Origin of the sequence: Shewanella inventionis, from assembly GCF_019931735.1 — a bacterium.
Lineage (GTDB): Bacteria > Pseudomonadota > Gammaproteobacteria > Enterobacterales > Shewanellaceae > Shewanella > Shewanella inventionis.
Window position 1 is genome coordinate 319,213 of record NZ_CP082926.1, and the last position, 13,652, is coordinate 332,864.

Genomic DNA, 13,652 nt, shown 5'->3' on the forward strand with positions numbered 1-13,652 from the left:
AGCCTTTAGCAACTGTATTAATACATTGATACACTCATACACTAAGTGTTAAGGTATCATAATCGTCATGAAATGCAAAAAGGAAACGTTCCGATGACAAACAGGAAGTGTGCCAATACCACCTCAATCGCACAATCAGGCGTATTAGGTTTATGCCAGTCGGCAACTCGAGTGAGTCGCTGGGTAGCGGTTGCTGCCGCGATATTAGTGGCTAATTACAGCAGTGCAGAACCCACAGACACGCCAGTGGCTGCGTCCGCTAAAACAGCAACGTGTTATTTAGACGGCATGGACGAACAGCTTCAGTGCGGCAAAATCACTGTACCTGAAAACCCCAAGCTAGCTGACGGTAAGCAAATCGATATTCACTTTGCAATATTGCCTGCAATTAAAAATACCCATCCAGATGAAGCTTTACTCGCCATATCTGGTGGTCCCGGCCAATCGGCAATTGAAAATGCCGCTGGATTTAACCGCATGCTGACTAAAGTGCGCCAAAACCGCGATATTTTACTGATTGATCAGCGCGGCACAGGCCAATCTAACCTATTGTCTTGTGACGATGAAAACATGTCATTTCTCAGCATTAATGATAGCGAACTCGACACAGTAGCGATGACCGAAGCCTGTCTCGCCTCAATTGAGGCCGATGTTACTCAATATGGTAGCAATAACGCGGTAAAAGACTTTGAGGCTGTACGCCAATTTTTAGGTTACAACAAACTGCATTTATATGGCATTTCATATGGGTCACGTATGGCACAGCTATACATGCGCCATTACCCTGAAGCACTAGCCACAGTCACCTTAGACGGAGTTGTGCCAATGCAACAAAGTTTAATCGCTATTGGTAGCTCCATTGAGCGCGGGCTCAATGTTTTGTGGCGTGACTGTCAAAGTAACCTAGAGTGTCAGCAACAGTTTCCTGATTTAGTCGACAAGTACAATAAAGTCGACCAACAACTTGCTAACGCCCCAATTAGCCAACAAGTGCGTGACCCACAAACTGATGAGTTAACGGAGTTTTTACTGACTCGCAGTAAATTTACTGGAGCAATTCGAATGGCAATGTACATGCCAAATATTCGAGCGCTTATCCCACATGCCATTCATCAAGCCGCAAATGGTAATTATCAGCCAATACTCGGTATTTACGCATTAACCGCCGACAGCACAGGCATCGCGCTAGGTATGCATTCAACAGTTGTCTGCGGTGAAGATATTCACCGCATCACTGAGCAAATGCGTAAAGACGCTAAAGAATCTTATATCGCAGGCAGCATGTTAGATGGCCTAGTTAAAACCTGCGAAGCCTGGCCAATACCAGCAGAAGATGACAGCTTTGGCCAGCCAATCGACAGTGATATCCCAACGCTATTACTCTCAGGAGAACTGGACCCAGCCACTCCCCCAAACTGGGGCGCAATGGCACAAGAAAAGCTCACAAAATCAAAGCATCTTATTGCCCCTTACGCCACTCACGGCGTGGCCTATCAAAGCTGCGGCAATGATTTAATCGCACAATTAGTTGATCAAGGCTCATTGAAGGACATAAACGGCGAGTGCCTACAAAAAGACGTACGCCGCAGCTTTTACCTTAATGCCAACACTGTAGAAGCATTACCGATTGTTAAAAACGACACCGAAATCAAAACCGACACAACAGCGCCAGCAAAAACAGCTGAAGATAAGGAATAGTCATGATTACTGTTACAAACTTAACCAAAAAAATTGGCGATGTGCAGGCGTTAGACAATTTAAGCTTTAGTGCTGAAAACGGCCAAATCACCGGATTACTTGGCCCAAATGGCGCCGGTAAAACTACCTGTTTACGCACTCTGTTTGGCTTACTAACGCCAGACTCAGGCACGGCAACGGTCGATGACATTGACGTCGCGATTGACCCAATAGGCGCTAAAAAGCAATTAGGGTTATTCCCAGATCCATTTGGGTTGTACGAACGCCTTACACCGCGCGAGTACATTAGTTTTTTTGCAGAGCTCAGCGGCATGTCACGCAAACAAGCTAAAGAGGCAACCGCCAAGGTCATCGCGCAATTAAAGCTTGAAGACATCAGCGACCGTCGCTGCAAAGGCTTCTCGCAAGGCCAACGGATGAAAACCGCATTGGCGCAAGCCATAGTACATCAGCCAAGTAACATCATTTTAGATGAACCCACCCGAGGGCTTGATGTGATGAGCACTCGTTTACTGCGCGACATTTTATTGCAACTAAAAGCACAGGGGCATTGCGTGTTGTTTTCAAGCCACGTCATGCAAGAAGTTGCCGCCTTATGTGACCGCGTAATTGTAATGGCAAACGGCAAGGTGGTCGCTATTGGTAGCCCTGACGAACTGTGTCAGCAAACGGGCAAAGACTCACTAGAAGATGCATTTATCGAACTTATCGGTACAGACGAAGGGATTGCAGCATAATGAAAATGATACTCACAATGGTGCGCAAAGAGCTTATCGATGCGGCACGCGACAAACGATCAGTCATGGCAGGCCTTTATTATGCCATAGGTACGCCACTAATTATGTGTGGCCTATTTATGGTGTTAATTGGTCAATTATCTAGCCCAGAAGACTTAAACATCAACATTAAAAACGCCAATAACGCCCCCGATCTCGTGCGTTATTTAAGCAATAACGGCATTAACCATGCTGACGATGAGCAAGCAAATAAAATCACCTTAACCATCAGTGACGATTACGCCACCAATATGGCAAAGGCCAAGCAGGCAGAAGTGCTATTAGTTGCAGATAATTCAGACGAAAAGCTGCAAAAATCGATTCAGCGACTCGAGCGCCAACTTCAAGCTTACGGTGCTGAAATGGGCAGTATTCGTCTTATTGCACGAGGCATTAATCCAAGCATTACTCAGCCAATCAAAATCAACGTACAAGACCAGGCCACAGCTGACTCAAAAGGCGGAATGATTTTAGGTTTGGCCATTTTCACCATGATGTATTCGGTGTTTATTTCAGGCATGAACCTGGCAATCGACACCAGCGCTGGAGAGCGTGAACGTAATTCGCTGGCGTTACTACTGAGTCACCCAATGAGCACCCGCCAATTAGTGTTAGGCAAAATTATCGCGGTGACCTGCTTTGCGCTGCTAGGGTTAGTCTTAATCTTGCTGGTATCTAAGGTGGCGTATCCGTTTGTACCTTGGCAACAAATCGGTTTTACCGTCAACATCAGCCAAGATTTTATGGGGTTAATGTTGTTAATCGGTATTCCGGTGGCGTTAATGGCAGCAACATTGCAATTGTATGTGTCGTTTATGGCCAAAACCTTTAAAGAGGCGCAGTCATACTTAACCATGGTGCTATTTGTACCGCTGGCACTGTCAATGGCCGCCAGTTACAACATTGCGCCAGATGTATTGCAATGGTTACCGGTATCGGGTCAGCAGCAAGCATTAATGGACTTTATTAAAGGCCGTGAAATTCCAATGATGCAGTTAATCGTATCATCGGTAGCCACGTTAATCATTGCCATAGCATTGGCAGTAGGATTAGAGAAATCATTAAAAAGTGAAAAAGTGGTCTTTGGTTTATAAGTGTTGTAACAACAGCTGATACAACCAGCTAAGAGTCATCCAGCCTTAGCCAACTAAGCGTTAAGGCTGGACATCATGCAAAGTTAGGCAATTAAGGAGTGATCATGAACGAAGATATGGCAATTATCGCATTGGTATTTATCATTGTTGTGGGCACCACAGCATCAGAAATGTTTAAACACTATTTAAGGCATAAACAAAAAGCTGAAGCCGATGGATTAGCAGACATTAAAGCGCAAAACCAGGCACTGATTGAACGCATTCAAGTGCTAGAAAAACTCGTGACCGAAAGCGACTTTGACTTAAAGCAACAGTTTAAAAAGCTGTGACGCTCGCAACCACGCTTATGCCATTACAAATATCAATCATTGGCCGAATACTTAACCTCATTCGGCTAATGATTCTTAATTGGCGCAAACAGCTGCAATTTAACGGTATTTCGCCCAGCCAGCTTAGCTAAATAAAGCTGCTCATCAGCTTGCTGCAACACATCACTAAAATGGTACTTTGCTGCATCAGCAACCAGAGTGTTAACCACCACACCCCCAATACTTACTGTTACCCAATGGCGATTACCGACTTTATTGGGAATATGCAATTGCTCAATGGCCTTGCATATGTTTTCAGCTATTTTCAATAGTGTGCCGGAGTCGTTCTCGGCAAAAATAATACAAAACTCTTCTCCGCCAAACCGAGCAACTAGCGCGTCATAACCTGCTACCTGCTCAGCAAGACTTGTCGCCACAGCAACCAAAGCATTGTCACCGGCTAAATGTCCGTATTGGTCATTAAAAGCCTTAAAGTGGTCTACATCTATCATCATAGTACTAAAGCCTTTTTGCTCTGTATGCCAACGTAACATAATGTCTTTAGCAAACGTCTCAAGTCCTCGGCGATTTGTTATACCGGTAAGCGCATCCTGCACGGTTAATGTTTCTAAATAATTTTGCTGGGCATTAAACTTTAGCAACAACTGATTGAATGAATAAGACATATTTTCTATTTCATCAATTAAATGATGGGAGGTTATTTTGCTCATTAATCCATCACTAGATGAGTCGTTAATACTCTGATTGAATCGAATTAAAGGCGATATTAACCATCTTGAAAGCATCATCATTGACAATGAGATGATCAATATCGCAGCCAGTACCAGCGAAATAACCGCTAACCAATCTAACTGAGGCAATGACGTTTTTTTATGCTTAAGAGTCACTTGGACCGCTTGATTATCAAACGCATTACTTATTAACCAACTGTGAGAAGGGCTGATGCTGTCAATTAGTTTTAAACTAAAAAAGTCATCTATTTCATTCGATGTTTTAAAGGCTGGCGTAATAGAAAAGCTCACCAAAGAATATCGGCTAATGTCATTAACCAGAGCCTTATCTAACAAACGTATCATGGTTAAACTGCCAACTATCTCCCCTGTTGCGGTAGAAGGTAAAATAGTCGTGTTACTATAGTAAATAAGCTGTCCATCAAGCACTAAATAACCGCTACGACTAGACACTTTTTGCAACGCTATCTCTGCCGATGAAGGCAATATATTAACAAGGCCAGTACTCCCTTGAGTGATCAAGTTTATTAACGATTGTCTCGAGTTAAGCAATGACTCGTGTTGATACTCCCACACAAGCTGGTTATTTAGATCAGTTAATAAAACCGCATCGATATTTGCCGCCTCAAATGCATTGTCGGGCATATTACTTTGTACAAATTCATCCGTCGGGTTGTGAACATATTCAACGAGGTCATCCCAAACTGCATAATCGTAGCAAAGCGTCGTTAGGCTATTTTTCGACAAAGACAATGCTGAATGCAACAAATTATACTCTTGCTGCTGTTGATCAAGAATTTCAGCCTTAATGCCTGGGAGGTAAAAAAAGTAATAAATGCTCGCCAACAAGAAACATATGGAGGCAAATAAAGAGGAGAGCAAAAAAAGCGAGAAGCGTTTTAATGTCATATAGCTAAGTCCCCGTTTACACCGATATCCACAGTGTAGTACCTAAATAGCCTAGATATGGTGAACATCTGTCAATCATCATAGCAAATAGGACCAGCTTTACCCAACTAAGAACCAGGCCATTAAAACTAAGAACTTAACTGAAGGCCTGGTTGAGTAACGTTAAATGAGCTTTTACTTCGCTTTAGGTCTAAACGGCTTAATCACCGCTTCATCGCACTCTAAAAAGGGACCATCCATTAGGTCGATGCAATACGGAATGGCGGGAAACACTGCATCTAAACATTCGCGGATAGACTTAGGTTTGCCCGGTAAATTCACAATTAACGAATCAGCTCGTAGTCCCGCAGTTTGGCGCGACAAAATTGCCGTTGGCACAAACTTTAATGACTCGGCGCGCATTAATTCACCAAAGCCAGGCATCATACGGTCGCACACAGCTTCTGTCGCTTCTGGAGTCACATCGCGTTTTGCCGGGCCAGTGCCGCCTGTAGTAACAATTAAGCAGCAATCTTGATTGTCGGCCAAATCAATTAAGGTCGCTTCAATCACATCTTGCTCATCTGGGATCACCTTATACACAGGTTCCCACTCTGAGGTTAAATACTCATTTAATACATCAATAATGGCCTTGCCTGATAAGTCTTCATAAATGCCAGCGCTGGCACGATCGCTTACTGTCACGATGCCGATTTTTGCTTTGCTCATGGTAATCTTTCCCTAATTGTGGGGTGATTAACCTCGGTTCGCGTTGAGGTTAAATCAGTAATGCTGTTATAGATGGCTAATCTACCAAAAAACATCGACATCACAAAATTGCAGCCCCATAAATGCAAACCGCCTCAAACAATGACATCAGCCAAGCAACTATTTATACTGACCGCAGCTATCAAACATTGGATTTTACTATGCAAAAACAACAACGTGGTTTTACCCTCATTGAATTAGTGGTAGTGATTATTATTTTAGGGATTTTAGCGGTAGTCGCCGCGCCTAAGTTTATAAACTTAAAAAGTGATGCGGTCATTGCCAATTTAAATGGCTTACAAGGTGCATTAAAGTCGGCTAATACCTTGGTGTATTCAAAAGCCGTATTGGCTGGTCAATAAAAACTCGAGCCAGGTTCGGTGACATTGAATGCTAGTGCTGTGAGTACAACTGTAGGATACATAACGCCTCTTGGGGCTAATGTTGCATTAGTGCTTGATGGATCATTTGAAGTAGTGGTTGATGCAAATGATACGATTACCGCAGATTGGGGAATATTCAACGTACTTGGCGGAAAATCTATGTACATTGTACCGAAAGGATTTGCTACCTTTGACAGCTGTAATTTGCTTTACAACGTTGACTCATCTCAAACTGAACCTGCCTTTTACAGCCTAACCACCAGCGGCTGTTAATCTCCCCGCAATATTGAACCGCAAAAAGCTTAAGCATTGATACTGCCAGCCATGACTCGTGCAGTATCAGTTCCAATGCTTATGTTGAGTTTACAACCATGCTTACGTTTAAGGCTTATAGGCGTTTAAAGCTTTAGACGTTTAAAGCTGAAAACTTATAAAACATTAGCGCTTAACGCAAACCGTTAAAATACCTTCAGCAGCCATGGCAGCAACCTGTTGCAACTCATCAACACTTGCACCTTCTGACGCCTGCATCGAAAATCCCTGAAACAAGGTGGTCATCAAACTTGCCAATACCTCTGGCTCACAACCGGCTTGTAATTCGCCGCTGGTTTTCGCTTGCGTAAATCGGTCCACTAACCGCTGTTTATGTTTGGCTTTACGCGCTAATACTGTTTGCTTAATTGACTCACTCGCCTCACTGCATGACAGGGTACTGTTAATGAGCGCACAACCTTGTGGATGGCTACAGTCGGTAAATTGAGTTGCTGCACCAAGCAATAATCCACGAATAACATCGGCAACATGCTCGTGCTGAAACGCAATATTAAATAGCGAGTCTGGTCGATTTTCATATAAGTCGATGGCTTTAAAAAATAACTGTTCTTTATTACCAAAGGCAGCATAAAGACTGGGCTTTTTAATGCCCATAGCTTCAGTGAGTTCGTTTAAAGAAGTCCCTTCGTAACCATTACGCCAAAACACATTAAGCGCTTGCTCTAACGCCAAGTCGATATCGAACCCACGTGGGCGACCAACACAAGCGGCTTTTGATGTTGTCATAAGTCGTACCTCATATATTAACGAACCCCTGATGATCTTAACATTGACTTAAGATACTCACTTTTGGGGCATTTCATAGCGCATTATTAAACCACAAGTCGTATTCATTGTTTGCAGAGTAATCACAAAATGAGTGATTCATCAACATTGTCGTTCTGCTGCAAAACACATCACTTTCTGCGCAATGACTCATCTTCACACTAAATGAATGTCTGGTCAAAATAATTTAATACCCATCGGTACAAAATACATTGACAGGGGTATTTTAATCTATATATTACCGTTCGGTACAGAACAATTTATACCAGTCGGTACAAAAACCTAGCCACAGACAAAAAAGTAACGCAACCAATAGCCTGTTAAATGACATAAACGCTATTGATTAGAGGACAGCAACATGACTATGTTTAAATCAATTCAATCTACTTTGTTAGTCAGCCTAACGGCAGTACTGCTAGTGGCTTGTGGGCAACAACCTGCAGCACAACAAGCTGGTGCTGCACCTGCCGCCCCTGAAGTGAATGTTGCTAACGTATTGCACGAGCGCATTACCGAATGAGATCAATTTACCGGACGCCTACAAGCGCCAGAAGAAGTCACCCTAGTACCGCGCGTATCGGGTTACATTGAGTCGGTAAACTTTACAGAAGGTGCACTCGTAAACAAAGGCGATGTGCTGTTTACCATTGACGCCAAAGTCTTTACTGCAGAAGTGGAGCGTCTTCAAGCTGAACTCACCAGTGCAAAATCGGCACATGAACTGGCTAAAAACGACTTTGACCGTGCCAATAAATTGTTTAGTCAACAAGCCGTGTCTGAAGAGCTAATTGACACTCGCCGTAGCACAATGCATCAAACCGCTGCAGCTGTAGCATCGGTAAAAGCGGCATTAACCAGCGCAAAATTAAACCTTGAATACGCTCAGGTTACCGCGCCCATTTCTGGCCGCGTGTCTTACGCCAACGAAACCGCAGGTAACTATGTAACAGCGGGACAAACCCAACTCACCAGCTTGGTTTCAACGGCAAATATGCATGCCTACTTTGATATCGACGAGCAAACGTACCTTAAATATGCTTCGTTATCGGGCGAAAATAAGCGCCAGGATCCACGCTCAGGTAACAACACAGTATTAATGGCTCTCGCCAATGAAACCGAGTTTACCCACTAGGGTGTGATCGACTTTGTTGATAACGCCGTTAACCAACAAACCGGTACTATTCGTGTACGAGCCAGCTTCGCCAACCCAAACAACATGTTAATGCCGGGCTTATTTGCACGTATTAGCATTGCAGGCAGCGCGTCTTATCAAGGTATTTTGGTTGACGACAAAGCCATTTTTACCGACCTAAGCAATAAATACGTTTTAGTGGTAAACGAGCAAAACACCCTTGAATACCGCGGTGTAACCTTAGGCGAAAAAATTCACGGTTTACGCATTATTACTAACGGCTTACAACCAGACGACAAAATTGTGGTTAACAGCCTGCAAAAAGTGCGTCCTAACGTAACCATTACCCCTAAATTGACCGATATGGCCGATAGCAGCCAAATAGAAGCGCTGCATCAAGCACAGTTACTATTTGATAATCAGCCGCTTACAGCACAAATTGCTGATGAAGCAACTCAAGGCTAAGGAATACCCCTATCATGTTGTCGCAATTTTTTATTAAAAGACCGATTTTTGCCGCAGTGCTGTCGCTATTGTTTTTTATCGCGGGCGCACTGGCAGTTTGGCAATTACCGATCACCGAATACCCAGAAGTGGTACCGCCAACGGTCGTAGTGACTGCAAACTACCCTGGTGCCAACCCAAAAGTGATCGCAGAAACCGTCGCATCACCATTAGAACAAGAGATCAACGGCGTTGAGAACATGCTTTACATGTCATCTCAAGCCACCTCTGATGGCCGCATGACATTAACGGTCACCTTTGCCATTGGTACCGATGTTGATTTAGCACAAACCCAGGTACAAAGCCGAGTTGAACGTGCAAAACCGCGTTTACCAGAAGAAGTACAACGTTTAGGGATTGTGACCGAAAAATCATCACCAGACTTAACCATGGTGGTGCATTTAACCTCGCCCGACAATCGTTATGACATGCTGTACCTGTCTAACTATGCGGTGTTAAAAGTTAAAGACGAACTTGCCCGTATTGAAGGCGTGGGCGCGGTGCGAGTATTTGGCGCCGGCGACTACAGCATGCGTGTGTGGTTAGACCCGAATAAAGTGGCCGCAATAGGTTTGTCACCTAGCGATGTAGTTGCGGCCATTCGTGAGCAAAACCAACAAGCAGCCGCAGGTAGCTTAGGCGCACAGCCTAGTGGCGACAGTGATTTCCAACTGCTTATCAATGTAAAAGGCCGTTTGGCCAACGTTGAAGAATTTGAAAACATTATTGTTAAAGTGGGCTCTCAAGGCCAAATCACCCGCTTAAAAGATGTTGCACGTGTTGAACTAGGCGCATCAACTTATGCACTGCGTTCAATGCTAGACAATAAAGATGCTGCGGCACTACCTGTGTTCCAAGCATCTGGCTCTAACGCGATTCAGATTTCTGATGACGTTCGCGCCAAAATGAAAGAAATATCAGCCACCTTCCCAGAAGGCTTAACCTACGATATCGTTTACGACCCAACGGTATTCGTACGCGGCTCGATTGAAGCTGTGGTAAAAACCTTACTAGAAGCCATTTTACTGGTGGTATTAGTGGTGGTGTTGTTTTTACAAACCTGGCGCGCCTCAATTATTCCATTAGTGGCAGTACCTGTATCACTTGTGGGTACCTTTGCCTTTATGCACTTGATGGGCTTCTCGCTTAATGCCTTGTCATTATTTGGCTTAGTATTGGCCATTGGTATTGTGGTCGACGACGCTATTGTTGTGGTGGAAAACGTTGAGCGTAATATCGAAGAAGGCTTATCACCTTTAGCGGCAACACAAAAAGCCATGAAAGAAGTGACCGGCCCCATTATCGCCACTACCTTAGTATTGGCCGCGGTATTTATTCCAACGGCATTTATGTCAGGTTTAACCGGCCAATTTTATAAACAGTTTGCCTTGACCATTACCATTTCGACCTTTATTTCGGCGATAAACTCGTTGACCTTAAGCCCTGCGTTATCGGCATTGTTACTTAAGAGTCATCACGACAAGCAAGACTTCCTTACCCGTGGCATGGACAAAATGCTGGGTGGTTGGTTATTTGCCCCGTTTAACCGTTTCTTTGCAAAACTGTCTGACGGTTACGGCTGGGTCGTGAAAAAAGTGACTCGCTTTGGTGTTGTTGTGGGTGTGTTGTATGTCGGCTTAGTCGGCGTAACAGGTTTACAATTTGCAAGCACACCAACAGGTTACGTACCAGGGCAAGACAAACAATACTTAATTGCCTTTGCACAATTACCCGACGCAGCATCGCTTGATCGCACCGAAGCCATCGTGAAGCAAATGTCATCCATTGCGCTAGAGCAACCGGGAGTCGCACATGCAGTGGCGTTTCCAGGCTTAAGCATTAACGGCTTTACTAACAGCACTAACAGCGCAATTTTGTTTACCCCGCTAGATGACTTTGCCGACCGTAAAGATCCATCGCTTTCAGCTGGGGCTATTGCCGCCGCGTTAAACCAAAAGTTTGCCGCCATTGATGGTGCATTTATTGCGATTTTTCCACCACCTCCGGTACAAGGTTTAGGCACAATCGGTGGTTTTAGATTGCAAATTCAAGACCGGGCAAACCACGGCTACGATGAGCTGTATAAAGTGACCATGCAGGTCATGCAAAAAGCTTGGGCAACGCCAGAATTAGCTGGTGTGTTCTCAAGTTATCAGGTTAATGTGCCACAACTTGAAGTAGAAGTTGACCGCACCAAAGCCAAGCAACAAGCCGTGTCGTTAGACGAATTGTTTGCCACGCTACAAGGTTATATGGGGTCGGTTTACGCCAACGACTTTAACCAGTTTGGCCGCACATACCAGGTTAACGTGCAAGCAGACGAGCAGTTTAGACAAACACCAGAGCAAATAGCTCAGCTCAAGGTACGCAACAACCAGGGTGAAATGGTGCCTATTGGCTCATTTATTAACGTGGCCAATGTGGCAGGTCCAGATCGCGTTATGCACTACAACGGCTTTACCACTGCCGAGCTTAATGGCGGTGCAGCACCTGGTTTTAGTAGTGGCGAGGCACAAGCTGCGATTGAAAAAATCCTGGCCGAAACCTTACCAAACGGCATGACTTACGAATGGACTGAAATTACTTACCAGCAAATATTGGCCGGTAATGCAGGCGTGTATATCTTCCCATTAATCATTTTATTAGTGTTTATGGTATTAGCCGCACAGTACGAAAGCTTAAGTTTACCGTTGGCGATTATCTTAATTATTCCGATGACGATTCTGTCGGCAATCAGTGGCGTATTAATATACGGCGGCGACAACAACATCTTTACCCAAATCGGACTGATTGTTTTGGTGGGGCTGGCAACCAAAAATGCCATCTTAATTGTTGAGTTTGCTAAAGAGCTGCAAGACAAAGGCATGGAGCCGTTACAAGCCATTCTTGAGGCTGGCCGCTTACGTTTACGCCCCATTTTAATGACATCTATCGCCTTTATTATGGGTGTAGTGCCTATGGTGTTCTCAAGTGGCCCAGGGGCAGAAATGCGTCAAGCCATTGGTGTAGCAGTGTTTGCCGGTATGATTGGTGTGACCATATTTGGTCTACTGCTCACACCACTGTTTTACTACGCCTTAGCAAAACGCGCTAAAACAGTCGAAGCAGACTAGCCTACAACTGAGTTATTCATACTTCAGGTTATTTAAACAGCAAAGAGGTAAGCCGCAAGGATTACCTCTTTTTTATCAATTGCGAAGCAATTACTTTTCAGACTTAATCAGTTCAACTAGGCTAGGTAACGCAGGAAACGCCCCCTTAACACTGCAGGTCATTGCACCACATTTTATCGCAAATTTAACAGCATGCTCCACTACTGCCCGGCTAGATAATACCTCAGTCACATTACCATAATCACCCGCACTCGCATGCTCAAAAGATTCACCTAGCTGCCACAATAGTCCAGCTACAAAACTGTCGCCTGCCGCGGTGGTATCTACCGGTTGAATGCACGGAACGGCCACTTCAAAAGAAAACGCCTGACTGAAACAGCGCACTGGCTCTGGGCCATTTGTGATTAAAATTAGGGTTACCCCCTGGTGTAAGCAATGCTGTAAGTACTCTTCAACATCAACACCACGAGCTCCAGCCAAAAATACGGCTTCCTCATGGCTCATTTTAAGAACATGTGTATACGGTAAGCACTGCTCAACGCGGCCGGCCAATAAGTTAACATCTGCCCATAAAGACAAGCGTAAGTTAACATCAAAACTGATTAGCTTTTTCTGGGCATAAGCTGTTTTTACTCCATGCATGCTACTGTTAAAAATAGCGGCCTCTGTAAAGGTGTTTGAGCACAAATGGAATATATCAACCACAGACCAATTTAAGGAATCAAAATGAGCCGCGCTATAAAGCATATCTGCCGTATCTTGACGATTAAAGCTAAATGAACGCTCGCCATTAGCATCCAAATTTACCAGCACTGTGGCCGTTGCTGCATTGGGCACTAATGCTAAATGACTGACATCGACCCCATGCCCAGCCAATTCTCGCGTTAACATGTGCCCATACTCATCGTCACTGATGCCACCAGCAAAATAGCTGCGACCACCTAATTTGGCGTACCCTACTGCCACGTTTGCTGGCGCGCCACCCGCGATAGGCTGGTGCATTAATGGCTGATCATCAACAGGCAGTAAATCAACCAGCACTTCACCAAAACTCAATAATGTCGTCATATTTGTTTCCAAAAAAAAAGCCCATTTTCATGGGCTTGTTAACAGGGGATTAATTATCAATGTTGCAGAC

General features: G+C 44.4%; 11 protein-coding genes and 1 pseudogene. 8 read left to right on the plus strand and 4 right to left on the minus strand.

The window, feature by feature from the left end; translation table 11 throughout:
- The first annotated feature begins 93 nt into the window (after positions 1 to 93).
- The 4 genes from K8B83_RS01520 (at position 94) to K8B83_RS01535 (ending at position 3,897) form a co-directional block, all read left to right on the plus strand.
- On the plus strand, positions 94 to 1,698 hold the full coding sequence (locus tag K8B83_RS01520; protein ID WP_223419019.1) for an alpha/beta hydrolase: 1,605 nt from the start codon (positions 94 to 96) through the stop codon (positions 1,696 to 1,698).
- Between the two features lie 2 nt (positions 1,699 to 1,700).
- Positions 1,701 to 2,435 carry an ABC transporter ATP-binding protein gene (locus tag K8B83_RS01525; RefSeq protein ID WP_188738992.1) on the plus strand — a complete coding sequence of 245 codons (735 nt, stop codon included), beginning with the start codon at positions 1,701 to 1,703 and terminating at the stop codon, positions 2,433 to 2,435.
- Positions 2,435 to 3,568, plus strand: a complete 1,134-nt coding sequence (locus K8B83_RS01530; RefSeq protein ID WP_188738991.1) for an ABC transporter permease — start codon at positions 2,435 to 2,437, stop codon at positions 3,566 to 3,568. The genes K8B83_RS01525 and K8B83_RS01530 overlap by 1 nt, the downstream gene beginning before the upstream one ends.
- A 104-nt stretch (positions 3,569 to 3,672) precedes the next feature.
- Complete coding sequence (locus K8B83_RS01535; RefSeq protein WP_188738990.1) at positions 3,673 to 3,897, plus strand: hypothetical protein; 225 nt, start codon at positions 3,673 to 3,675, stop codon at positions 3,895 to 3,897.
- Positions 3,898 to 3,962: 65 nt separating this feature from the next.
- Here K8B83_RS01535 and K8B83_RS01540 read toward each other — a convergent pair whose 3' ends face one another.
- Together K8B83_RS01540 and mog are read right to left on the minus strand one after the other, a co-directional pair.
- Positions 3,963 to 5,396: a diguanylate cyclase gene (locus K8B83_RS01540; protein WP_223419021.1), complete on the minus strand. Its 1,434-nt coding sequence runs from the start codon at positions 5,394 to 5,396 to the stop codon at positions 3,963 to 3,965.
- Between the two features lie 315 nt (positions 5,397 to 5,711).
- On the minus strand, positions 5,712 to 6,245 hold the full coding sequence (mog, locus tag K8B83_RS01545; RefSeq protein WP_188738988.1) for a molybdopterin adenylyltransferase: 534 nt from the start codon (positions 6,243 to 6,245) through the stop codon (positions 5,712 to 5,714).
- A gap of 122 nt (positions 6,246 to 6,367) precedes the next feature.
- Here mog and K8B83_RS21685 point away from each other — a divergent pair, with 122 nt between their 5' ends.
- Positions 6,368 to 6,646, plus strand: coding sequence for a type II secretion system protein (locus K8B83_RS21685; RefSeq protein WP_398410034.1), 279 nt, complete (start codon positions 6,368 to 6,370; stop codon positions 6,644 to 6,646).
- A 39-nt stretch (positions 6,647 to 6,685) separates the two neighbouring features.
- The gene (locus K8B83_RS01555) at positions 6,686 to 6,940 is read left to right on the plus strand and encodes a hypothetical protein (protein WP_223419023.1); all 255 of its coding nucleotides are present in this window, start codon (positions 6,686 to 6,688) and stop codon (positions 6,938 to 6,940) included.
- 165 nt (positions 6,941 to 7,105) lie between these two features.
- Here K8B83_RS01555 and K8B83_RS01560 read toward each other — a convergent pair whose 3' ends face one another.
- Positions 7,106 to 7,726, minus strand: coding sequence for a TetR/AcrR family transcriptional regulator (locus tag K8B83_RS01560; RefSeq protein WP_223419025.1), 621 nt, complete (start codon positions 7,724 to 7,726; stop codon positions 7,106 to 7,108).
- 397 nt (positions 7,727 to 8,123) lie between these two features.
- Here K8B83_RS01560 and K8B83_RS01565 point away from each other — a divergent pair.
- Positions 8,124 to 9,362, plus strand: a pseudogene (locus K8B83_RS01565) (efflux RND transporter periplasmic adaptor subunit).
- A gap of 11 nt (positions 9,363 to 9,373) precedes the next feature.
- On the plus strand, positions 9,374 to 12,514 hold the full coding sequence (locus K8B83_RS01570; protein ID WP_188739068.1) for an efflux RND transporter permease subunit: 3,141 nt from the start codon (positions 9,374 to 9,376) through the stop codon (positions 12,512 to 12,514).
- Positions 12,515 to 12,604: 90 nt separating this feature from the next.
- Here K8B83_RS01570 and K8B83_RS01575 read toward each other — a convergent pair whose 3' ends face one another.
- A complete protein-coding gene (locus K8B83_RS01575; RefSeq protein ID WP_188738985.1) occupies positions 12,605 to 13,582 on the minus strand; it encodes a carbohydrate kinase family protein in 978 nt (325 codons plus the stop codon).
- Between the last annotated feature and the right edge of the window lie 70 nt (positions 13,583 to 13,652).